This is a genomic window from Neobacillus sp. NPDC093182 (assembly GCF_044754045.1).
The window spans coordinates 334,226-355,479 of the sequence record NZ_JBIVOI010000001.1 but is presented as its reverse complement, the minus strand read 5'-3'; the positions used below and the strand labels follow the sequence as shown (position 1 = coordinate 355,479).

Sequence of the window (21,254 nt, the reverse complement as noted above, 5' to 3'; positions counted from 1 at the left end):
AGTCTTTTTTACCCTAGTTTAAATCAATAGACACAAATTAGGAAGTTGGTTCGGTAACTTCCAGCTGTTCACGTAATGCCGCTCCCATCTTTATCGATTGGGCCGTTGCAGCCTTAATACAAGAAATGAACGCTTGCTGGACCTGATGTTCCTCGAGTACTTTGACCCCTGCCTCTGTTGTACCGCCTGGGCTTGTTACATCTCTTCGTAACTGTTCAGATGATTTTGTGGAGTTTTTCACCATCTCAGCTGCTCCAATTAACGTTTGTACGATTAATTCACTCGCCATCTCCTTATCGAGTCCAACCTCAACAGCACTCTTCTCCATTGCTTCAATGAGGTAATAAATATACGCAGGTCCGCTGCCGGAGAGTCCTGTAACAGCGTCAAGCTGCTCCTCTTCTACAAAAGTTGTCAAGCCGACCGTTCCAAACAGATCTTTCATTAATTCAATTTGCTGAGGGGTAACTCGTTCATTTACAGCAACGGCAGTGGCAGATTTACCAACGGCTGCTGAAGTATTTGGCATTGCTCTAACAATCGCAATCGGTAATTTTGCTAATGTCTCAATCGTGCTCATCGACACACCAGCTAACACAGAAACTACCAGCATTTTTTCGGTTAAATATTCACGAATATATTGGATGGCGGTTGCGGCATCCTTTGGCTTCATCGATAAGATGACGATGTCAGCTCCTGCAAACAATTCGTTTAAATCGTAAGTGGTACGGACGCCATACGTATCACTTATCCTCTTCAACCGCTCTTTATTTGAATTATTTGTAACCCATACATTCTTTCTATCAATCAAACTATTTTCAAGAATCCCTGAAATAAATGCTTCAGCCATCGAACCGGCACCGATAAATGCTATTTTTTTCATCATATTGCCCCCTTTTACTTGTTTATAAAAACAAAAAGACCCCTCATCCGTAAAGGACGAAAGGTCTAGCTTCCGTGGTACCACCTTCATTTACCCAAACTAAATACATATCAGGGTTCACTCGACTCCGATAACGCCGGATTACGTTAGGTTTTCCTAAGTGCTCATAAGGTAGGTTCAATGATAAAGAGGGCTGTGAAGACTTTCAGCCGATGGACTTCACTCTCTTTTGCCATTTTTCATTTACTGGTCTTAATCATCGCGAATGTTCGAATCAAATTTTAATAGTGATTATCCAAGATTACGGCTCTTCTGTCAAGTGATAAAATCTGAATTTTTTATTTATTTTAACTATATTATGCAAAAATAATGACAATCGAAAGGGAAATTCGTTACACTTACTATATAAATAATTGTCAAAAAATGTTCACATTCTATTTAAAAATAACGATAGGAGTTTTTTTGAATGGCAGAATGGAAAGATGGTATCGCAAAAATAATTTTGCCGACTCCTTATGCAGTCGGGGACGTTAATGTTTACTTACTTAAAGGTGAGCGGCTGACACTTGTCGATTGTGGTGTCAAAACCAAGGAGTCATGGATTGCATTTAAGGCTCAGCTGTCTCAATTACAATTAAGCCCGGATGATATTGAACAGGTGATTATTACCCATCATCACGCTGATCATGTTGGAATGCTTGATTTTTTATCAGATCAGGCAGAGGTTTACGGGCACCCGCTGAATGAACGATGGATTAAACCAACAGAGGCTTTCTTTCAAGAACAAGAGGCTTTTTTTCGAAGACAATTTGTTGACTTTGGAATCCCGTCAGAATATTTTTCGGCTCTCTTACATTTAAGACAAACATTCAGGTACTCCTGTAACCGCTCCTTGACGGGAGAATTGGTTGAAGGGATGATCCCGCCGGGGTTAAGTGAATGGAAAGTCATAGAGACACCTGGGCATGCCCAGAGTCAAATCGCTCTATTTCGAGAAAGAGATGGAATTCTTATTGGAGGGGATTTGATTCTTGCACATATCTCACCAAATCCATTCCTAGAAATGCCAGCACCAGGTGAAGCAGAAAGACCGAAGCCTCAGCTGCAGCATAATGATTCGATGAAAAAGTTGTTATCCTATCCCATTCAATTCGTTTATACAGGTCATGGCGAGGAAGTTTTCCAATTAAAAGAGCTAATTGAAAAAAGACTGATTCATCAACATGAACGTGCAATGAAGGTTAATAATTGGCTAAAAGAGGAGAAGCATACTGTATTTGAACTTTGCAAGAGGCTTTTTCCTACAGCGTATAAGCGCGAATTGATATTAACATTATCGGAAACCGTGGGCCAGCTTGACTATTTAGCCTCAATCGGCGAGATTAGTAGTAGTGAGGATCATCAACCAGTCCTTTATCAAGCTAGATGAGGTGTGAGTATGGTTAGGGAACAACTTAAGGGTAAAAATATAGTCATTACCGGTGCATCCGGGGGGATAGGTGCTAAAATCGCCAAGCTTTGTGCGGAAAGTGGTGCCAACCTTGTCCTAATTGCAAGAAGCATTGAAAAGTTGAAGCAGCTGCAAATGGAATTGCAGCAAAAGCATCAAGTAAAGGTAGAGGTCTATCAATTAGATGTCTCTGATACGGAAAAAGTGAAGGAAGTTTTTACAGCTATTTTTGCGGAGATTGGTGAGGTAGATATCCTTGTTAATAACGCGGGGTTCGGTGTGTTCCGTGAAGCCCATGCAGCAACAATGGATGAAATTAAAGGTATGTTCAATGTCAATGTTGTCGGACTAATGGCGTGCACAAGCATGGTGCTCCCGAAAATGCGTGAACGCCGTTTCGGCCATATCATTAATATCGCCTCCCAGGCGGGAAAAATCGCAACGCCAAAATCAAGTGTGTATTCGGCTACTAAGCATGCGGTTCTTGGCTACACGAATTCGCTTAGAATGGAGCTTAGTGATTACAATGTTCTCGTAACATCTGTGAATCCGGGGCCTATTGCAACGAACTTTTTTAACATTGCCGATGAAAAAGGCACCTATGTTAAAAATGTTCAAAAGTTTATGCTTCAGCCTGAATATGTTGCTCGGAAAGTCGTTGACAGTATGCTGACGAAAACGAGAGAAATCAACCTGCCGCGCTGGATGAACATGGGCAGCGTTGTTTATGTTCTCTTTCCAAGACTGTTTGAACGTATTGGCAAAAAAGCATTTAACAAAAAATAAAACCGCGACAGCGGTTTTTTGTGCTTTCATCCTGTTAAAAATTCGTATACAGTATCATTCACAGCCTCGTATAAATCTACCGTGGGCTGTTCTACTTTTATTTGAATAATCCGATCCGCGAGCGCCTCTAAATCGTTACTGCTCATTGGCAGTGAATCTATCTCGGCATAATATTGTTTGAAGCAATTTTTTATCATTTTAAGAATTAACTTTTTCTCCATGTACGTACACCTCACTCACAATTATACCGCTTTTTCCCCCGGAAAAATAACCAAAACCATGAAATATGTCAAAAAATTTCCATTGAATACGAACGCATATTCGTGTAAGATGTGTATATAATATAAGGAACAGACGTTCGATATTTAAATGGAGGGAAAAGTCATGGTTGATTACAGCACGTTACCGCACAATCATATTTTATGCGTCGACATGAAGAGCTTTTATGCCAGCTGTTCCGCTGTCATGCATGGTCTTGATCCCTTGACTTGCTATCTAGCTGTGGCCGGTAACAAAGAACGGAATGGAAGTGTTGTGCTAGCCGCATCACCACGTTTGAAGAAAGAATTTGGAATTAAAACAGGTTCCAGGCTATTTGAGATTCCCGATGATCCCCGCATTCAAGTAGTCGAGCCCAAAATGGCCACTTATTTGCGTATTTCTACTGAAATTACCCGCGTATTTAATCGTTATGTACCGAAGGAAGCTATTCACACGTATAGCGTTGATGAAAGTTTTATCAAGGTGGATGGGGCACTTCATTTGTGGGGGGACGCCTTTACGATTGCAGAGAAAATTAAGAATGATATTGAACGTGAGTTCCAGCTTCCCTGTGCGGTCGGAATTGGCCCGAATATGTTACTGTCAAAACTTTGCCTCGATCTCGAAGCAAAGAAGCATGGAATTGCTGAATGGAAGTACGAGGACGTCCAGACGAAGCTTTGGAAGGTTTCACCGCTAAGAGAAATGTGGGGAATCGGCAGGCGTGTTGAAAAAACTCTAAATGGGATGGGCATTTTTACGGTTGGCCAGCTGGCTCGCTATGATTTAGAAGCACTGGAAAAGAAATTCGGAATTATGGGCAATCAGCTTTATCATCATGCCTGGGGAGTAGACCTTTCAGACTTGGGAGCACCCCTGATTGAGGGGCAGATCAGCTTTGGAAAAAGCCAAATTCTTTTAAGAGATTATAAAGAAGAAGAAGAGATAAAGCATGTAATTTTAGAAATGTGTGAAGAAGTAGCCCGAAGAGCGAGATCTCGCCGTAAGGCTGGGAGAACAATCAGCCTTAGCATTGGCTATAGCCAGGATGAACTCGGCGGCGGCTTTCACCGCTCAAGAACCATCAAGCAGCCAACGAATGTAACGATGGATCTTTACCGAGTCTGTCTCGAATTATTCCACGAACATTATACAGGAAAGACGGTAAGGCAAATTGCAATTAGTATTGGAAATATCGTCGATGATCATGAGTTTCAGCTCGACCTGTTTGACATGGGCGCGGTAAAGCGGAGGGAGCTTGGCTATGTAGTTGATTCTATCCGCAGACGCTTTGGTTCAGGTTCCCTGCTGCGGGCTGTTTCCTATACAACTGCTGGAACGGCAAAGCATCGAGCTACGCTTGTTGGAGGGCATAAGGGGTAGTGAGAAAGGCGGAAGCGCCTTGAACAGAGGCGACAGGCATAGGCGAGCCGGCGAGAAGGTTGCTTTTTAACCTTCTTGACGGATTGACTTATGACCCCGAGCCTCTAGGCGCTGGAGCTAGACAGTAGGAAAAGCAGAAGCAATTTTTCTTTTTCGACCGAGCCCCTAGGCGCTGGAGTTGCAACGAAGTAAGGAGGAGAATGAATGATTCGCGACCGCGGAAGAATCAAATGGGTTTCGATGATGCTTCCTGAGCATATTAAATTGCTTAGAGACTGGGTGAAGGAAGATCAATATGATGAGCGGAAAGAAATCGATGAGCAGCAGCTCGAACTTATGAATATGACCTTATCTGAAGCAATCGAATTCGACCAATTCGTTACCATCACTCATTATCGAAATCGAAATTATGAAATCGTCATTGGAAAAATTCATTATTGGGATGAAATGGCGCAACGTCTTCATATTATCGATCACTTTGAAGAAGTACACCGTATCCCGATTTCAGCCATTGCCGATATCCGATTGACATAGAAAAAGCGGCCTCACAAACATCGGAGGCCGCTTTTTTCCATGTTAATTCTCTGTTGAATACATCTGTGATTTTAAACTTTCCTTAACGGAAATCGGCTTTAAATTCACCAGTAACTTTTTGGTGACCGTTATTTTCTTCAAACGATTGCTCTTGTTCTAAATCGAAACGGTTCATAATAGGTAAATCGTTTACCGAGAATAGGTAAGAGTCTTCTGAAGCAGAGTGTTCATACCAAGCCCAGTTTGGAACCACGAAGTAGTCGCCTTTTTTCCAATCGAAGCGAATGCCGTTAATGACTGTGTGACCGGAACCTTTGTGTACCTGGTAAACAGTTGAGTGTGTATGGCGTAATGCCTTTGTTTTGAAACCATGCGGTAAATGCTGCATTCGAGTACCGAGAGTCGGGTTAGCGGATTTACCTGTAGATGGGTTAATGTACTCTACAGCATATCCATGATGTGGATCTGGATCGAATTCCATCAAGCCTTTAATTCCTTCTACCGTGCGGTCCCATTTATAATTAGCAAGTGGAGCAACGGTGAACTTATCATCACCAACAGGACGAACCATGCCGCCGCGATAACGTCTCTCTGAAAAATTATCTGGAATATCTGGCTGCTGTAAACCATCTTCATAAGGTTCAAAGAAGGTACCGCCAATTGCGTAAATAGTAGGAATATCTAAGGCATCCATCCAATACATAGGCTCTGTCCCTAAATGGGCGTGCCCGTGCCACAAATTCTTTGGAGTAATCAAAAAGTCGCCTTCTTCCATGAAAATACGCTCACCCTGTACAATCGTGTATGCGCCTGAACCTTCAGAAATAAAGCGCAATGCACTTTGAGAGTGACGGTGAGATGGCGCTTTTTCACCAGGCAATAACATTTGTACAGCTGCATAAATCGTTTGAGTAGTCGATCCCCATCCCCAAGGTTCCCGATAAGTTAAGCCAGGATTTTGGAAATAGATTGCACGACGTTCTCCACCTCGATCTGGTGTGAAGATTTGAGCTGCTTCTGCCATTTTCTTTTTGATTAATTCATCGCTCCAAAGATAAGCTTGTGCTTGAGGCTTTGGCGTTTTATGCATAATTGTAGGAATTGCTTCCCAAAGGGGTCCTAAGTTGTATTGTTGAATATCTTTTGTGTAATCGGTTACAATTGAACTTTTCATAAACTCTTGAACTTCTGGATTTACTTCAGCCATTTTACATTCTCCTTTGCCTTCAAATTTTATAGAGAAAAGGGGAGCAGCCTATTTGCTGCTTGACCCCTTGCAATGTCTAATTAAACAGTGACTACCGCTTCCGTTGCCTTTACTTTATTTTCAAGTGCACCGATTTGGTCGATTTCAATGCGAACTACGTCTCCATCTTTTAAGAATTGCGGAGGAGTCATCGCCACCCCAACGCCTCCAGGAGTTCCTGTTAAGACAACATCTCCAGGCTCTAACGTCATTAAATTGGATAAGAAAGCTACTAATTTTTGAACAGAGAATACGAGATTAGCAGTATTCGTTTTTTGACGTACTTCACCATTTACTTTTAGGACAACATCTAAGCCAGATGGATTTTGCAGCTCATCGGAAGTTACCAAATATGGTCCCATTGGTGCGCTGCCATCTACTGTTTTTCCTTGCAGCCATTGAAGCGTACGTCGTTGAATGTCACGATAGGTAACGTCATTTGTAATGGTGTAACCTGCTACAAAATCTAATGCATCTTCTTCTGCAACATTGCGAGCTTGTTTGCCGACAACAAAAGTAAACTCTGCTTCGTAGTCAAGCTGATCAGAGATTGGATAGTGTGGAATATCGTCCTCTGGTCCTAAAATCGTATTAGCAAATTTTGCGAAAATAACTGGGTTCGATGGGATTTCACGACCCATTTCTAAAATGTGCTCACGGTAGTTGTGTCCAACACAAATAATTTTGCCTGGACGTTGAACTGGCGCTTCTACCTTAACTTCCTCGCGATTGTAAATCACTTTTTTTCCAAAACTTTCAGGGTTAGCTAGTATGAAATCGATTGCATTTTGTGCGAGAATCAGTGATTCTTTGCCGCCTTGGTACAACTCGTCGGTATTATCCGGCACATATGCTTTTGCGATTGCTTCATATCGGTATTTTCCTTCTGCCTTTAACTGTGCTTGGTAAGCATAGTTTAAGTCGACTACTTTGTTATCAACGATTGCCCCTGCACGTGTATGCCCAGCGACAGTAAAATTAATAAGTTTCATGGTTGGCCTCCTTGTTTTTCACTAATTATGAAACTAGTTCACTATTTATAAAAATATTAAAATATTTCAAAACGATTGTCAATATTATTTGTTTTCAGAATTTTATTTTGTAAAACCGAAGTACTCGGAAATTTCCTTGGCTGCATTGAGAACGTATTTTCCTGTTGGATGGTCCGCCGATTTTGGTACTGTCTCAGTAATACCAACGATCGTTATGGCACCGAGCAGTCCATGGTTGAAATTTAATATAGGGACACTAAAAGAGGAGACATGCTTTATTAGAGGTTCCGTTTTTGATGCAAAAAACAATCCTCTGGTTTTCTCTTTTTCACTTTGAAACTGCTTAAATTCACTTTCATTGAACTTCGATAATTCTTTTTCTTCCCATTCTTTCATTAGGACGTCTTTTTCAAAAGCAGAAAAAACAACGCCAGTCGAGGAGGAGAGCGGTAAGTGTGTCCCTATTTGTGCACCGATATTTATTCCATAATCAGCACTTAAAATATATGAAATGAGTGGACCCTTTGTAGAAGGAACAGCCAGCAGGACTGTTAGGTTCGTTTTCTCAGTTATCATTTTGAAATAGGGAATGACCACTTCTATTAAAGAAGATTGGCCTAAAGCAACATTTCCTAACTGTACAAATTTATGTCCAAGCGTATATGCGTTTGTATGAGGATTACGATAGATTAATCCAAATTGGGATAGTGTAGACAAATATTTATATAAATTACTTTTTGTCATAGCGGTTAGGTTTTGAATATCAGTAAACTTTAGAGGTTTTTTTTCCATTGCTAAGATCTCTAATATGTTTAACCCAATTTGTAATGACTGAATACCGATCGTTTTCGTTTCAGTTGTCATAAAGATCACCCCATTTTTCGGTTGGTTTTGGATAGTAGTAGAAAAAATGATTAATATAAATTTTCTAAATTTTAAAAGTTTTTGTTGACGAATTGATAAAAAATGATTTAAAGTTTTCTTATCAGGTAACAAAGTTCACTATTTGTGGAAGATAATAACTCAGTTGGAGGGGAAATGTCAATGACTAATGTAAGCGACATCATTATAGTAGGTGGAGGAATAGGTGGTTTAGCGGCAGCACTATCAATCCAAGAAACGGGTAAATCAGTAGCGGTTTTTGAGCAAGCACCTGAATTTGGAGAAGTAGGTGCTGGGATTCAGTTAGCACCAAATGCGTTAGAGGTTTTAGATCGTTTAGGGGTAAAGGAAGAAATCTTAAAACATGCAGTATTACCAAAACGCCTTGTCCTAAAAGATGTTTATACTGCAAAAGAAATAGCAACTCTTGATTTAGGGGAAGGTTTCCAAAAAGAATTCGGCCAGCCGTATATCGTATTACATCGCTCTGACTTACACAGAGTTCTTTATGAAGCATGTCAAAAAAGCAGCAATATCAAATTCTTTACCAACCAATGTATTCAAACTGCAGAACAAAATGGTGATACTGTAACCATTGTTAATCAAAATGGGGAAACGTTTAAAGCAGAAGCAGTTATTGGTGCGGATGGGGTAAAATCAAACATGCGTAAGCAGTTAGTTGATGATAAACCAGTAAACTCTGCATATGTAGCTTATCGTGGAACGATTCCAATTGAAGAAGTGGCTACTACCGCAAACTTAGACTTAGACGATGTCATCATGTGGATTGGTCCAAACCTGCACATGGTACAATACCCAGTTCGCCGCGGAGAGCTTTACAACCAAGTAGTTGTATTTAAATCATATGATGCGACTGTAGAAGACTGGGGAACACCAGAAGAAATGGCACGTCGTTTTGAAAATTGTCATCCAAAGGTTGAAAACGCTTTAACTTACATTAACCGTCAATTCCGCTGGCAAATGTATGACCGTGAACCAATCGACAATTGGACAAATGGCAACATTACGCTATTAGGAGATTCTGGACATGCCATGCTTCAATATTTAGCACAAGGCGGCGTTCAAGCCCTCGAAGATGCATTTGTATTAGGTGAGAAATTAAAAGAACATAAATCCTACGAGGAAGCGTTTAAAGCATACCAAGAAATTCGAATCCCACGCTCTGCAATGGTACAAGGATCAGCACGCAGATGGGGCGAAATTATTCATGCGGAGGATCCAACAGCACTTGCACTTCGTAACTTTATTTTCGAACAGCACAAGCCAACTGACTACCATGTTGTTGATTTCCTATATGGCTATTTCAAGAAAAATTATGAACGTGTAAATTGCTAATTAAAAACGCGTTAGAGCTGGCTCTAACGCATTTTTTAAATTTATGTATGAAGTGATTTGAAGGAGGACGTAACGATGGCAACAGCAGTACTGAATGAAAAATTGGAAGTATTTAATAAGAGTATAGATGATATTATAGCGGTATTGAAAAATACGGAAGAGGGTGCACTTTATGTTAAACCTTCTGAAACAGAATGGTCCGCAATGCAAATTGTTTCGCATATTTTGGAAGCGGTAGAGTTTTGGGTCGAAGATTTGGAAGCGCTGCTAGTAGTTCCTGGTGCAAAATGGGGACGTAATCATGAACATGTGCGCCGTTTAGCTGCAGTAGATGAAACGGTCGTATCACGTATTAAGAAAGAGGATGCTATAACTGCACTTCAAAACTTAGTACCGAAAGTAGAGACAGCACTTTTAAAAGTGAAAGATGAGGATTTAGTAAAAACTGCTCCAAGTTATAATCCGAATTTTGACGGAAAACCGTTATCATTTTTAGTCGACCATTTAATCGTTAAGCATGTAACGGGTCATTACGGGCAGCTTGTACGTCATTTAGAAAAAATTCAATAATTGATCAGAAAAAGGACTCCATTACCGGAGTCCTTTTTCTATAGAAGAAACTACTCTTCTTTTGCAGCTCGCACTTGAGAGTCAAATTTCCCTTTATGAGAACCATCACAAAAAGGTTTGTTGTTGGAAAGCCCGCAGCGGCAAAGAGAAAAGGCTGGCTTCGTTTCCATGACATTTCCAGCACCATCTAGCAATTCTACCTCACCAGTAATCCGCAGTGAACCATTATCGTTTACTTTAATTTGTACTTTTGACATTCTTGACACTCCCTTTAAAAAGTAATTGTATTATTTTCAGAATATATTGAATTAGGGGAAAACACAAGTAAGCAGAAATTCCAGCACCTGCAAAAAATTATGTTACAATCAGCGTATGCCAACTAGGGGGAGATTTAAACATGGAGATTATGATAACCGCGGCAGCTGCTGAGAAGCTTACTGAGAAAATAAAAGGCCGGGAAGGTTACTTAAAGCTTAAGTACGATACAGAGGATTGCGGATGTGCCGTAAATGGTGTGATTGCATTGTGGTATGTACACGAAGTTAATACAGACGATATTACCATTGAGACAAACGAACGAAATGTATATATGGAAAAGTCGAAAGCCGTTTTCTTTGATGAAAAGATGACGATTGATTTTTCAAAAGGAACGAATAGCTTTCAACTAAAAAGCCCACAGCAAATCTTAAACGGATACATGAGTTTTGTTGTAACAGAAAAGACAGACTGACCCAGTGGGACAGTCTGTTTTTTAGGAAACGCAGATAAAATTCTATTTACGCAGATATATTAGAATGTACGCAGATATATCTCCAAAAATTATTTCGGTTAAGCTTTCTCAACATATTTTTGCAAAAATTTGTCTATGACAGTTCGATATTCTTCAGGGTTCTCATTAAAAGACTGGGCATGACGGCCATTTGCAGCTAGATAAAGCATTTTCGGACCTTGTTTTTTTTCATATAATTCTTTTGTCATGGCAGGAAGAATAAAATCATCGTTTTCGCTGTGAATAAATAAAATGGGATGTTTGATATTTTCAATAACCGAAATGGGTGAGACGTGACGGATTGAATATTTTTCACGAAGGCGCAAAATAAAATCAGCAATGGGAATTAATAAGGTCGAAACCTTCTTAAATTCTTTTTTTAGCTGATATGATACTTGCTCTTTCAAGTCAGAGAAGGGACAGTCTGCTATATAAAAATCAGCGCCATCCTCAAGCATTCCAGCGTACAGAAGCATCGTAGCTGCCCCCATCGATTCCCCATGAATGCCGAGCGTAAGTGTTGGCCCCTTCTCTTTTTTTAACCAATCAATTACTGCCTTTAGATCGAATTTTTCATAATGACCGAAGCTGGTTGTCTTCCCTCCAGATTCACCATGTCTGCGATGGTCGTAAATAATCGCATTAAATCCACGCTCTAAGAAAAGATTCATATATTTTATTGAATTAATTTTAGTTTCCGTTACTCCATGAGAAATAATGACATAGCGATTAGACTCGTGCGGTTCTACCAGAAGAGCTTTAATGGGATAGCCAAAAGGGGATTCAATGAGTACCTCTCTCTTAGGAAGTGATTCGAAATGCTCGGGGTTAAATCTACCCGCTTCCTTTTCCCGCTGTACGATAAATTGTTCATCCTTTTTTTTTATATAAATAAGCCTATTTGTAAAATAAAAACCTAAAGAAAATGTAATCAAGAATGAAATTAGAAGAGCTCGCAGCGCCTTTCTCACAAGTACACCTCCAAAAGGTTCATTAGTAGTCAGTATTTGGTAATTATTGTTGGCTTTTATTTTAACATAAGAAAAGCCGCTAACTCCATTAGCGGCTTAGTAAATTTATTTATTGTTCAGCATTTTGTCTCTTTGTAGGATGAAGTGCTTTTTCTAGTTCCTCAGCGGCAATCATTCGTTTACCTGTTCCGGCAGATTCTGCATAATCCTTACCTTTTTGGCTGTATCCCTTATCACGTTTTTGGCTCATAATCGTCAGACTCCCTTCGAAGTGGTTTCATTTAATAAAGTGCTTATATAGTAGTCTGTTTATTCATACCTTTAGTGTAAAGGTGCTGAATTGTAAAATTCAAGAATAATAGAAATTTTGACAAAATAAGAGGGTTTTCTGTGTTCGTTCTCGAAATAGTAAAGGTAAAAGTGCTAAAAAGGAGAGGAAAAAAAAATGAGTCAAACTGAAGTAGTAATTGTGAGCGCTGTTCGTACAGCACTAGGTAATTTTAACGGGAGTTTAAAAAATGTATCGGCACCAGAATTAGGAGCGACAGTTATCAAAGGAGCGCTCGAACAAGCGGGCGTAAAGCCGGAGCAAGTAGACGAAGTTATTTTAGGTAACGTACTGCAAGCAGGGCTTGGCCAGAATCCAGCTAGACAGGCCGCGATTAGCGCAGGAATTCCTGATAGCGTTTCTTCAATGACGATCAACAAAGTATGCGGTTCTGGATTAAAGGCTGTTCACCTAGCAACACAGGCCATTCTAGCAGGGGATGCTGAGATTGTTGTTGCTGGAGGAATGGAGAATATGAGCCAAGCACCTTATCTATTAAAAAATGCCCGTGAAGGATTCAAAATGGGTGATCAAAAATTAATAGATACTTTGACAAGTGACGGACTGACATGTGTTTTTAACCAATATCACATGGGGGTTACAGCTGAAAACTTAGCTGATAAATATTCGATTACGAGAGAAGAACAGGACCAGTTTTCAGCATGGAGTCAGGAGAAGGCGGTTAAGGCAATTGAAGCAGGTAAATTTAAAGATGAAATTGTCCCTGTCGTCATTCCACAGCGTAAAGGGGATCCGATTGTTTTTGATACAGATGAATATCCGAAAAAAGGAACAACAGCTGAAAAGCTTGGAGGATTACGTCCAGCATTCAAAAAAGACGGCAGTGTAACAGCTGGCAATGCATCAGGAATTAATGATGGTGCAGCAGCGGTAGTCGTAATGAGCAGGAAAAAAGCAGAAGAACTAGGGATTAAGCCTTTAGTAACGATTAAAGGGAATGCCAGTGCTGGGGTTGATCCAAGCATCATGGGGATCGGGCCGGTTCCAGCAGTAAAAAAGGTTCTGGAAAAAACGTCTATTTCGATGGAAGAGCTTGAGTTAATAGAAGCGAATGAGGCATTTGCTGCGCAAGCATTAGCAGTTGACCGTGAACTTCAATTTAATAAAGATATCTTAAATGTTAATGGCGGTGCAATAGCACTCGGTCACCCTATCGGCGCAAGCGGTGCAAGAATTCTTGTTACGCTGATTCATGAAATGAAACGGAGAAACGCCCAAAAAGGATTAGCAACTCTTTGTATTGGCGGCGGTCAAGGGGTAGCAACGATCGTTGAGTTAGCATAAACCTTACAATGAGGGGAGAAACGACACGATGAAGAAAATTAGTACATCCTTCCAAGAAGCTGTCGCTGGTATTCAAGATGGAGCGACGTTGATGGTTGGTGGTTTCGGTTTGTGTGGCATTCCTGAAAATCTAATCCAAGCGTTGGTTGAAAAGGGTGTAAAGGATTTAACGGTTATTTCAAATAACTGTGGAATCGATGATTGGGGTCTTGGCCCTCTATTAAAAAATAAACAGATAAAAAAAATGATAGGTTCCTATGTGGGAGAAAATAAAGAGTTTGAAAGACAGGTTTTAGCAGGCGAGCTTGAAGTAGAATTGACACCACAAGGTACATTAGCGGAAAAAATAAGAGCTGGTGGAGCTGGGATTCCTGCCTTTTATACTCCTGCAGGGGTAGGAACTCCGATTGCGGATGGCAAAGATACAAAGATTTTTAATGGTAGAGAGTATCTATTAGAAGAAGCATTGACTGCTGATTTTAGTCTTGTTAGGGCATGGAAGGGAGACAAGATGGGGAATCTTGTTTACCACAAAACCGCAAGAAACTTTAATCCGATGATTGCTGCAGCTGGAAAAGTAACAATTGCTGAAGTGGAGACACTCTATGAAATTGGTGAACTTGATCCTAATTATATCCACACGCCAAGTGTTTACGTTCAGATGATTATTGAAGGCAAGCAGGAAAAACGGATTGAAAGAATGACCGTTAGGAAATAGATTGCTGCAGGGAGTGAGAGCCAATGGTCTCTGTTAGAGAGAGAATTGCAATTAGGGCAGAGAAAGAAATCGAAGACGGTTTTTATGTAAACTTAGGGATTGGGATGCCGACGCTGGTTGCTAATTATATTTCTGAAAATAAACAGGTTGTTCTTCAATCGGAAAATGGATTACTTGGAATTGGTCCTTATCCGACAGAAGAAGAAGTAGATCCTGATTTGATCAATGCCGGAAAAGAGACGGTTACTGCAATTAGCGGCGCTTCTTATTTTGATAGTGCCGAATCATTTGCCATGATACGCGGCGGTCATATCAACATTGCGATCCTTGGCGGGATGGAGGTTTCTCAAACAGGAGACCTCGCGAACTGGATGATACCAGGTAAAATGATAAAAGGAATGGGCGGTGCCATGGATCTTGTCCATGGAGCGCAAAAGATCATTGTTATCATGGAGCATGTGAACAAGCGCGGCGAATCAAAAATCTTAAAGGAATGCACCCTTCCGTTAACCGGAAAAGCTGTGGTTAACCGAATTATTACTGAACGTGCAGTAATGGATGTAACCGACACCGGTTTAAAATTGGTTGAAGTAGCAAAAGGGTTTACTGTCGAAGATATAGTTAACTCGACAGAGGCGGCATTGGCAGTCGACGAAAACGTGGTTCTAGAAGCTTATTAAAAAACATGGCAGGCTGTTTTTCGGAACAGCTTGCTTTTTCTATTGGCTGTGTTAATGGTAAATGTTGATTTTAGAACTCTGTTGATTTGTGCGGAAGGCGCGAGACTCCTCGAAAATGCTAACGCATTTTCTTCGTGCGTGGGCGGATTCGAGGAAGTAATTCAGAGTCCTGCAGGAGACCCCGCAGGCGCTTTAGCGCCGAGGAGGCTTCCCGAACCGCCTGGAGCACAAATCAACAGCCAAATTTAACACAGCCTTTCTATTAAAATGTTATAATACATATGGAATAATGATTATGGGGGAAGTTTAGGATGAAAAAGAAATTGAAACAAAAAAATCAATCTAAACCAAAAACAGAAGAAGCAGCGGTTACGCTTAAAGATATGATCAATCCGGAATTAATCAAGCAATTAAAAGAACAGCAGGACCAGTTGAAGGCAGAAGAGGAGCGTAAACGAGCAGAAGAGGAGCAGCGTAAACGCGAGGAACGCCGTTTAAAAGAAAAAAATAAATCGTTTGAGGAGCTGCTGAACGAAAGCGGCATGAACTGGAAGGAATTTAAATAGGAGAGCCAAGCGGCTCTCCTATTTTAACGATGTTCTTTATACTGCCCAGCCTTTGAGATCTCTTTAATCAATGTAACGTCCTCTTTGGTCAGCTGTTGGCTTCTTATCGCCCTGGCATTGCTTCTTACTTGTTCAGGACTGCTAGCTCCAGCAACGACCGTGGCCACGGCAGGGTGAGACAAATTATATTGAAGAGCAATTTCTGTAAAAGAGCGTTGTGCAGCTAGTTTTTCCTTCAATGAGGGTAACACCTTAAGCAGCTCTTCCTGACTATAGTCTGGATATCCTTTTGGAGAAATTCTTTCTAGCATTTTATCACTTAAAAGCCCTTTTGCCAGCGGACCGCGGGTGACTACACTGATTCCATGCTCATGCAGATATGGCAGTGCTTCTTCTTCCGGACGCCGGTCTAAAATACTATATTGCATCATGACAGAAACAATATCGGATTTCTTTACATACTCACGGATAACATTGGGACGAATCGATGAAATTCCATAATAGCGGATATAGCCCTCTAACTTTAATTCGTCAAAAGCTTCTATTGTCTCATCAATATTATCTTCGATTGTGCCGCCATGCAGCTGGTATAAATCAATATAGTCTGTCCCAAGACGTTTTAAACTTTGTTTGACTGCTTCCTTTATGTACGATTTGGACGGATCCCAAGACCACCCTGTTTTATCTGGATTCCAGCGGTTTCCAACCTTCGTCGCAATAATGACTTTTTCACGTACATCCTTTAAAGCAGCCCCGACGATTTTTTCGTTCTCACCAAAATCATACAAATCGGCACTATCAAAATAATTGATTCCCTCATCCAAGGCAGTCTCAATAATCTCTCGAGCTCTTTTTTCCTCTGTGCCAATCGACATGCAGCCTAAGCCTAATTCAGTAACCCATAAATCTGAGTTTCCCAGTTTTCTTTTTTTCAATACAGATCACCCCGTCCTTTACTATAATTTTACGTAAGTCCGGGGAAGACTACAAACGGAAAGGTTATTTAGAAGCAACTTTTTCTACCCATGCAGCAACGGTGGAATAATCCTTATTGTATTCTTTTAGCTTTTGGAGAATCTCCCAGCCCTTACCTACAAGAATAATTCCCTTATCGTGCACGTATACCTTCATCCATACCCCTCCAAATAATGTATGGTAAAATGTATGAGCAGCATATAGCGAATTAGAACAGGAGTGACATAGATGACAAATCTTATTGAAAAAACGATACATAGCGAAGAAATATTTTCAGGAAAAATTATTAGCCTTCATCTTCAGGATGTTGAGCTGCCGAATGGAAAACAGTCAAAAAGAGAAATTATTAAACACCCAGGGGCAGTGGCTATTTTGGCGATCACCGATGATAAAAAAATTGTTATGGTCGAGCAATATCGTAAAGCTCTTGAGCGGACAATCGTTGAGATACCAGCAGGAAAGCTAGAAAAGGACGAAGAGCCAGCTCTCTGTGCACGCCGGGAGTTAGAGGAAGAGACAGGATATGAATGTGAAAGTTTGGAGCTGCTGATCTCTTTTTATACCTCTCCAGGATTCGCAGATGAAATCGTACATCTATTTGCAGCCAAAGGACTAACAAAGAAAGAAAATGCTGCGGCACTAGATGAAGATGAGTTTGTGAATATCGAGGAACTATCACTTGATGAAGCGATTCAATATATAAAGGAACAAAAAATTTATGATGCTAAAACCGCCTATGCCGTTCAATATCTGCAGCTTCTAGAGGCAATGAATAATAAATGAAACGGTATTATGTAGATTTACATATTCATATCGGAAGAACCTGGACCGGGAAGCCTGTAAAAATAACAGGCGCTAAAACATTAACATTTACCAATATCATTGAGCATGCTCGGCATGAAAAAGGGCTGAATATGATTGGGATTATTGACAGTCACTCACCAGAAGTAATCCTTGAAATGGAAAGCCTCGTTTCAAGTGGAGACATGATTGAACATCATGATGGAGGCTTAGGATACGGTGATTTAACGGTAATACCCGGTTCGGAGTTAGAAATTTATGATGAACAATGCAATGGTCCGATACATGTGCTTGTGTTTTTTGCTACAATCGCGGTCATGAGAGAGTTCTCTATTTGGCTGTCTGGTCATTTAAAAAATATCCAGTTGAGTTCGCAGCGGATATATGCATCAGGCCTCGATTTGCAGAAAAAGGTAAAGGCATTAGGTGGAATCTTTATTCCAGCACATGTTTTTACGCCTTTTAAAAGCCTATATGGTAAAGGTGTCAACAAATCATTAACAGAAGTATTCGACCCGGCTTTGATTGATGGGATTGAGCTTGGGTTAAGTTCTGATACAAGGATGGCAGACCAGATAAAAGAATTACATAACTATACCTTTGTGACCAATTCTGACGCTCACTCCTTAGCGAAAATTGCCCGCGAATACCAGGTAATATCGATGAAGGAACCATCGTTTAAAGAATTAGGAATGGCATTAAGGAAGGAGGACGGACGACATATCCTAGCGAATTACGGATTAGATCCGCTCCTTGGTAAGTATCACAAAACGGTCTGTGCAGAATGTTTACATCCAGCCGGTGAGGAAGACCAAATTTGTTCCCTTTGTGGAAAAAATAAGATGATTAAGGGTGTAGCCGACCGAATTCTTGAGTTGAAGACAGCAGATAGTCGTCCAGATGGGCGTCCTCCTTATGTCCATCAAGTTCCACTGGAATTTATTCCAGGATTGGGACCAAAGTTACTCGAAAAGCTCGTCAATCATTTTGGTTCAGAAATGGCTATATTGCATGAAGTTCCCTTTCATGCCTTGACTGAAGTGGTCCCTCCAAAGATTGCTGATATGATTATGAATGCAAGAGAAGGAAAAGTAACTCTAGCGGCAGGCGGCGGAGGAAAATACGGCAAAATTGCAGAGTAATGATCAAACCCGACAAATAAAAAGTCGGGTTTTTCTTTTTATAGTAATTCTATTAATTTATGGTCATAGATTTACTAGAAAGGCATAAAATGTAATAACTGATTAGGAGAAGTAGGAGGGACTGCAGATGAAGAAACGATTGTACCAGAACGATGCCGCCAGTTATTTCCGTGAGCATTCCTCAATTTTTTTATTTATTGTCATTTTATTTTTAATGGGTGTCATCTTTGGAGCAATTGTCGTGAATAGCATGAGTATCACCCAAAAAGAAGATTTGTTTTACTATCTGTCACAATTCTTTGGTCAAATACTAAATGGAAAAGTGGCAGAGAATAATGATTTATTTGCCCAAAGCTTTCTTCATAACAGCAAGTTCATTGGGTTGATATGGATTTTAGGAATTTCAATCATCGGACTTCCGGTAATCCTAATTCTATTATTTATAAAAGGATTAGTGGTAGGTTTTACGGTTGGTTTCTTAGTTAGTCAATTAGGCTTAAAAGGATTTTTGCTTGCATTTGTGTCCATTCTGCCACAAAATTTGATTATCATTCCCGTTTTCATTTTGATGGCTGCTTTATCCGTTATATTCTCATTGAGAATGATAAAAAAACAATTCTTTAAGACCTATGGGCAGCCGATATTGCCATTTTTTAAAAACTACATCATAACCTTTGTTGTAGCTGTTATTCTTATTTCTGCAGCTTCTGGTGTAGAGGCTTATGTATCCCCATGGCTGATGAAATCAATGATGGGATCACTTAATTTATAATAATTATCATATGATATTAAATATAATCCCTTGTTTATAATAATTTTATTTTGACACCACTTTCTCATCTGTTATAATGAGAATAGCAGCGGCGAGGGAGGGACTTCGGGATGGAAACTAGGATTGAGAGAATTAAAAAGCAGTTGCATTCATCAAGCTATAAGCTTACACCTCAACGTGAAGCAACCGTTCGGGTATTGTTAGAGCATGAAGAGGATCATTTAAGTGCAGAAGATGTATACCTCCTCGTTAAGGAAAAGTCGCCTGAAATCGGATTGGCAACTGTATATCGTACACTTGAATTACTAACTGAATTAAAAATTGTTGATAAAATTAACTTTGGTGATGGAGTTTCGCGTTATGACCTTCGCCAAGAAGGGGCAGCACATTTTCATCATCACCTTGTTTGTATTGAATGCGGAGCGGTGGATGAAATCCAAGAAGATCTACTTGAAGATGTTGAGGCCGTCGTTGAACGCAGATGGAATTTTAAGATTAAAGACCATCGCCTAACATTCCATGGCATCTGCTATCGATGTCAGGATAAAGATAATTCAGAAGAAAAAGTTGAATAATGGTAAAGCCCTTTTGATAAAAAGGGCTTTTTTCTTTCTTGTACCCTAAACAGTAGGTATAAAAGTTGGACAACTTGGCATATCTTTTACTAGGCTAATCTGTTTGGGGGAAGATAAATGCTCTCTTTTATTAAAGTAATACTACAAACCTTAAAGGTTTTTATCATATTCACTGGATGTACGATACTCTTTTACTATGGTATTATGTGGGTAAATGAGGAGTATCAAAATTATCATCGCTATGATTCACCGGAAGGATCTGCTTTAAAGGTTTCAACATTAAATAATGACGAGAATCCTGTTTGGCTGGATCGGCTGATTTTGTTTTACTTAAATGGGGAGTAGTATCAATGGATGATCATTTAAAAAATTTTATGCAGTTTTTACTCGTCGAAAAGAGAGTAGCTAAAAATACGCTGCTGTCCTATGAAAGAGATTTAAAAACGTATCTTCACTATTTAAAAAACGTAGAAGCTATTGAAGCATGTAATCAAGTCCAGCGGGCTCATATTGTACATTTCCTTTCCTTTTTAAAGGAGCAAGGAAAATCCACAAAAACATTGGCTAGACATGTTGCTTCTATCCGCGCTTTTCATCAGTTTCTGTTACGGGAACAGGTATCGAATCAGGATCCTTCTGTCCTTATTGAACCTCCTAAGTTAGAAAGGTCAATTCCAAAGATTTTAAGCTTAAAGGAAGTTGAAAAACTCTTAGATTTCCCCAATGGACAAGGACATTTTGGTTTAAGGGACAAGGCAATGTTAGAGCTTCTTTATGCTACAGGTATTCGTGTCAGTGAGCTTATTCAAATGGATGTAGATCATGTGAATATAACGATGGGTTTTGTCACCGTCAGCGGCAATAATAATAAAGAACGTATTATCCCAATTGGAAAAACAGCAGCTGAGGCACTAAAGGATTATATTGATAAAGGCAGAAAAAATTTTGTTTCAAAACATGAAAATCACTCTGATCGTGCATTATTTTTAAACCATCAAGGAAAAAGATTAACACGTCAAGGATTTTGGAAGATCTTAAAAAAGCTCGCTCAAGAGGCTGGTATTGAGAGTGAGTTAACACCGAACACACTTCGGCATTCGTTTGCGACACACCTATTGGAAAACGGTGCCGACCTAAAAGCAGTCCAAGAAATGCTTGGACACGCTGATATCTCTACAACACAAATATATACCCAAGTAACCAAGACAAGGTTAAAGGACGTCTATAGCAAATTCCATCCAAGAGCTTAATAGGATGCTAGTTACATAAATATTTTAAAAATGTCGAAAAGCTGCCAAAATTAATGGCA

General features: G+C 40.0%; 27 protein-coding genes. 17 read left to right on the top strand and 10 right to left on the bottom strand.

Going from position 1 to position 21,254, the window contains the following annotated elements; all coding sequences use genetic code 11:
- Window positions 1–37: 37 nt before the first annotated feature.
- Complete coding sequence (gene proC, locus ACIQAA_RS01905) at window positions 38–883, bottom strand: pyrroline-5-carboxylate reductase (RefSeq protein WP_402614245.1); 846 nt, start codon at window positions 881–883, stop codon at window positions 38–40.
- Window positions 884–1,349: 466 nt separating this feature from the next.
- Between proC and ACIQAA_RS01900 the strand changes: the two genes are divergently transcribed.
- Complete coding sequence (locus tag ACIQAA_RS01900; RefSeq protein WP_402614242.1) at window positions 1,350–2,312, top strand: MBL fold metallo-hydrolase; 963 nt, start codon at window positions 1,350–1,352, stop codon at window positions 2,310–2,312.
- 9 nt (window positions 2,313–2,321) lie between these two features.
- A complete protein-coding gene (locus ACIQAA_RS01895) occupies window positions 2,322–3,119 on the top strand; it encodes an SDR family NAD(P)-dependent oxidoreductase (RefSeq protein ID WP_402614239.1) in 798 nt (265 codons plus the stop codon).
- A 26-nt stretch (window positions 3,120–3,145) separates the two neighbouring features.
- Here the strand turns inward: ACIQAA_RS01895 and ACIQAA_RS01890 are convergent, their stop codons facing one another.
- Entirely contained in the window at window positions 3,146–3,340 is a 195-nt protein-coding gene (locus ACIQAA_RS01890) for a YqzH family protein (protein ID WP_402614236.1), read from the bottom strand.
- A gap of 163 nt (window positions 3,341–3,503) precedes the next feature.
- Here ACIQAA_RS01890 and ACIQAA_RS01885 point away from each other — a divergent pair, with 163 nt between their 5' ends.
- The gene (locus ACIQAA_RS01885; RefSeq protein ID WP_402614233.1) at window positions 3,504–4,763 is read left to right on the top strand and encodes a Y-family DNA polymerase; all 1,260 of its coding nucleotides are present in this window, start codon (window positions 3,504–3,506) and stop codon (window positions 4,761–4,763) included.
- A 204-nt stretch (window positions 4,764–4,967) separates the two neighbouring features.
- Complete coding sequence (locus ACIQAA_RS01880; RefSeq protein ID WP_402614230.1) at window positions 4,968–5,297, top strand: YolD-like family protein; 330 nt, start codon at window positions 4,968–4,970, stop codon at window positions 5,295–5,297.
- An 82-nt stretch (window positions 5,298–5,379) separates the two neighbouring features.
- Here ACIQAA_RS01880 and ACIQAA_RS01875 read toward each other — a convergent pair whose 3' ends face one another.
- The 3 genes from ACIQAA_RS01875 to ACIQAA_RS01865 form a co-directional block, all read right to left on the bottom strand.
- Complete coding sequence (locus ACIQAA_RS01875; protein WP_402614227.1) at window positions 5,380–6,504, bottom strand: cupin domain-containing protein; 1,125 nt, start codon at window positions 6,502–6,504, stop codon at window positions 5,380–5,382.
- An 80-nt stretch (window positions 6,505–6,584) separates the two neighbouring features.
- Window positions 6,585–7,535 carry a fumarylacetoacetate hydrolase family protein gene (locus ACIQAA_RS01870; RefSeq protein ID WP_402614225.1) on the bottom strand — a complete coding sequence of 317 codons (951 nt, stop codon included), beginning with the start codon at window positions 7,533–7,535 and terminating at the stop codon, window positions 6,585–6,587.
- A 102-nt stretch (window positions 7,536–7,637) separates the two neighbouring features.
- The gene (locus ACIQAA_RS01865; RefSeq protein WP_402614222.1) at window positions 7,638–8,399 is read right to left on the bottom strand and encodes an IclR family transcriptional regulator; all 762 of its coding nucleotides are present in this window, start codon (window positions 8,397–8,399) and stop codon (window positions 7,638–7,640) included.
- 180 nt (window positions 8,400–8,579) lie between these two features.
- Between ACIQAA_RS01865 and ACIQAA_RS01860 the strand changes: the two genes are divergently transcribed.
- Together ACIQAA_RS01860 and ACIQAA_RS01855 are read left to right on the top strand one after the other, a co-directional pair.
- Entirely contained in the window at window positions 8,580–9,773 is a 1,194-nt protein-coding gene (locus ACIQAA_RS01860; RefSeq protein WP_402614219.1) for an FAD-dependent monooxygenase, read from the top strand.
- Between the two features lie 75 nt (window positions 9,774–9,848).
- Window positions 9,849–10,343 (top strand): DinB family protein, encoded by a 495-nt coding sequence (locus tag ACIQAA_RS01855; protein WP_402614216.1) that lies wholly within the window; start codon window positions 9,849–9,851, stop codon window positions 10,341–10,343.
- A gap of 50 nt (window positions 10,344–10,393) precedes the next feature.
- Here the strand turns inward: ACIQAA_RS01855 and ACIQAA_RS01850 are convergent, their stop codons facing one another.
- Entirely contained in the window at window positions 10,394–10,600 is a 207-nt protein-coding gene (locus tag ACIQAA_RS01850) for a CDGSH iron-sulfur domain-containing protein (protein ID WP_402614213.1), read from the bottom strand.
- Window positions 10,601–10,740: 140 nt separating this feature from the next.
- Between ACIQAA_RS01850 and ACIQAA_RS01845 the strand changes: the two genes are divergently transcribed.
- Window positions 10,741–11,073 carry an iron-sulfur cluster biosynthesis family protein gene (locus ACIQAA_RS01845; RefSeq protein ID WP_402614210.1) on the top strand — a complete coding sequence of 111 codons (333 nt, stop codon included), beginning with the start codon at window positions 10,741–10,743 and terminating at the stop codon, window positions 11,071–11,073.
- 98 nt (window positions 11,074–11,171) lie between these two features.
- On the opposite strand, the gene ACIQAA_RS01840 is transcribed toward ACIQAA_RS01845, so the two are convergent.
- Window positions 11,172–12,083, bottom strand: coding sequence for an alpha/beta hydrolase (locus ACIQAA_RS01840; RefSeq protein WP_402614207.1), 912 nt, complete (start codon window positions 12,081–12,083; stop codon window positions 11,172–11,174).
- A 109-nt stretch (window positions 12,084–12,192) separates the two neighbouring features.
- Window positions 12,193–12,333: a hypothetical protein gene (locus tag ACIQAA_RS01835; RefSeq protein WP_192649748.1), complete on the bottom strand. Its 141-nt coding sequence runs from the start codon at window positions 12,331–12,333 to the stop codon at window positions 12,193–12,195.
- A gap of 195 nt (window positions 12,334–12,528) precedes the next feature.
- Between ACIQAA_RS01835 and ACIQAA_RS01830 the strand changes: the two genes are divergently transcribed.
- The 4 genes from ACIQAA_RS01830 (at window position 12,529) to ACIQAA_RS01815 (ending at window position 15,680) form a co-directional block, all read left to right on the top strand.
- On the top strand, window positions 12,529–13,716 hold the full coding sequence (locus tag ACIQAA_RS01830) for an acetyl-CoA C-acetyltransferase (RefSeq protein WP_402614204.1): 1,188 nt from the start codon (window positions 12,529–12,531) through the stop codon (window positions 13,714–13,716).
- A gap of 28 nt (window positions 13,717–13,744) precedes the next feature.
- Window positions 13,745–14,434: a CoA transferase subunit A gene (locus ACIQAA_RS01825; protein ID WP_402614201.1), complete on the top strand. Its 690-nt coding sequence runs from the start codon at window positions 13,745–13,747 to the stop codon at window positions 14,432–14,434.
- A gap of 23 nt (window positions 14,435–14,457) precedes the next feature.
- A complete protein-coding gene (locus ACIQAA_RS01820; RefSeq protein WP_402614198.1) occupies window positions 14,458–15,114 on the top strand; it encodes a CoA transferase subunit B in 657 nt (218 codons plus the stop codon).
- A gap of 311 nt (window positions 15,115–15,425) precedes the next feature.
- On the top strand, window positions 15,426–15,680 hold the full coding sequence (locus ACIQAA_RS01815; protein ID WP_402614195.1) for a YqkE family protein: 255 nt from the start codon (window positions 15,426–15,428) through the stop codon (window positions 15,678–15,680).
- A 23-nt stretch (window positions 15,681–15,703) separates the two neighbouring features.
- Here the strand turns inward: ACIQAA_RS01815 and ACIQAA_RS01810 are convergent, their stop codons facing one another.
- On the bottom strand, window positions 15,704–16,615 hold the full coding sequence (locus ACIQAA_RS01810) for an aldo/keto reductase (protein ID WP_402614192.1): 912 nt from the start codon (window positions 16,613–16,615) through the stop codon (window positions 15,704–15,706).
- A 64-nt stretch (window positions 16,616–16,679) separates the two neighbouring features.
- Window positions 16,680–16,811 carry a Z-ring formation inhibitor MciZ gene (gene mciZ, locus ACIQAA_RS01805; RefSeq protein WP_402614189.1) on the bottom strand — a complete coding sequence of 44 codons (132 nt, stop codon included), beginning with the start codon at window positions 16,809–16,811 and terminating at the stop codon, window positions 16,680–16,682.
- 72 nt (window positions 16,812–16,883) lie between these two features.
- Here mciZ and ACIQAA_RS01800 point away from each other — a divergent pair, with 72 nt between their 5' ends.
- From ACIQAA_RS01800 to xerD, 6 genes are all read left to right on the top strand, one after another.
- Entirely contained in the window at window positions 16,884–17,438 is a 555-nt protein-coding gene (locus ACIQAA_RS01800) for an NUDIX hydrolase (protein WP_402614186.1), read from the top strand.
- Window positions 17,435–18,598: an endonuclease Q family protein gene (locus tag ACIQAA_RS01795; protein WP_402614183.1), complete on the top strand. Its 1,164-nt coding sequence runs from the start codon at window positions 17,435–17,437 to the stop codon at window positions 18,596–18,598. Before ACIQAA_RS01800 ends, ACIQAA_RS01795 begins: the two co-directional genes overlap by 4 nt.
- A 127-nt stretch (window positions 18,599–18,725) precedes the next feature.
- Window positions 18,726–19,370: a stage II sporulation protein M gene (gene spoIIM, locus ACIQAA_RS01790; protein ID WP_402614180.1), complete on the top strand. Its 645-nt coding sequence runs from the start codon at window positions 18,726–18,728 to the stop codon at window positions 19,368–19,370.
- A 110-nt stretch (window positions 19,371–19,480) separates the two neighbouring features.
- On the top strand, window positions 19,481–19,945 hold the full coding sequence (gene fur, locus ACIQAA_RS01785) for a ferric iron uptake transcriptional regulator (protein ID WP_402614177.1): 465 nt from the start codon (window positions 19,481–19,483) through the stop codon (window positions 19,943–19,945).
- A gap of 117 nt (window positions 19,946–20,062) precedes the next feature.
- Entirely contained in the window at window positions 20,063–20,290 is a 228-nt protein-coding gene (locus ACIQAA_RS01780) for a YqzK family protein (RefSeq protein WP_402614174.1), read from the top strand.
- Window positions 20,291–20,295: 5 nt separating this feature from the next.
- Window positions 20,296–21,195 (top strand): site-specific tyrosine recombinase XerD, encoded by a 900-nt coding sequence (gene xerD / locus ACIQAA_RS01775; protein WP_402614171.1) that lies wholly within the window; start codon window positions 20,296–20,298, stop codon window positions 21,193–21,195.
- Window positions 21,196–21,254 lie beyond the last annotated feature (59 nt).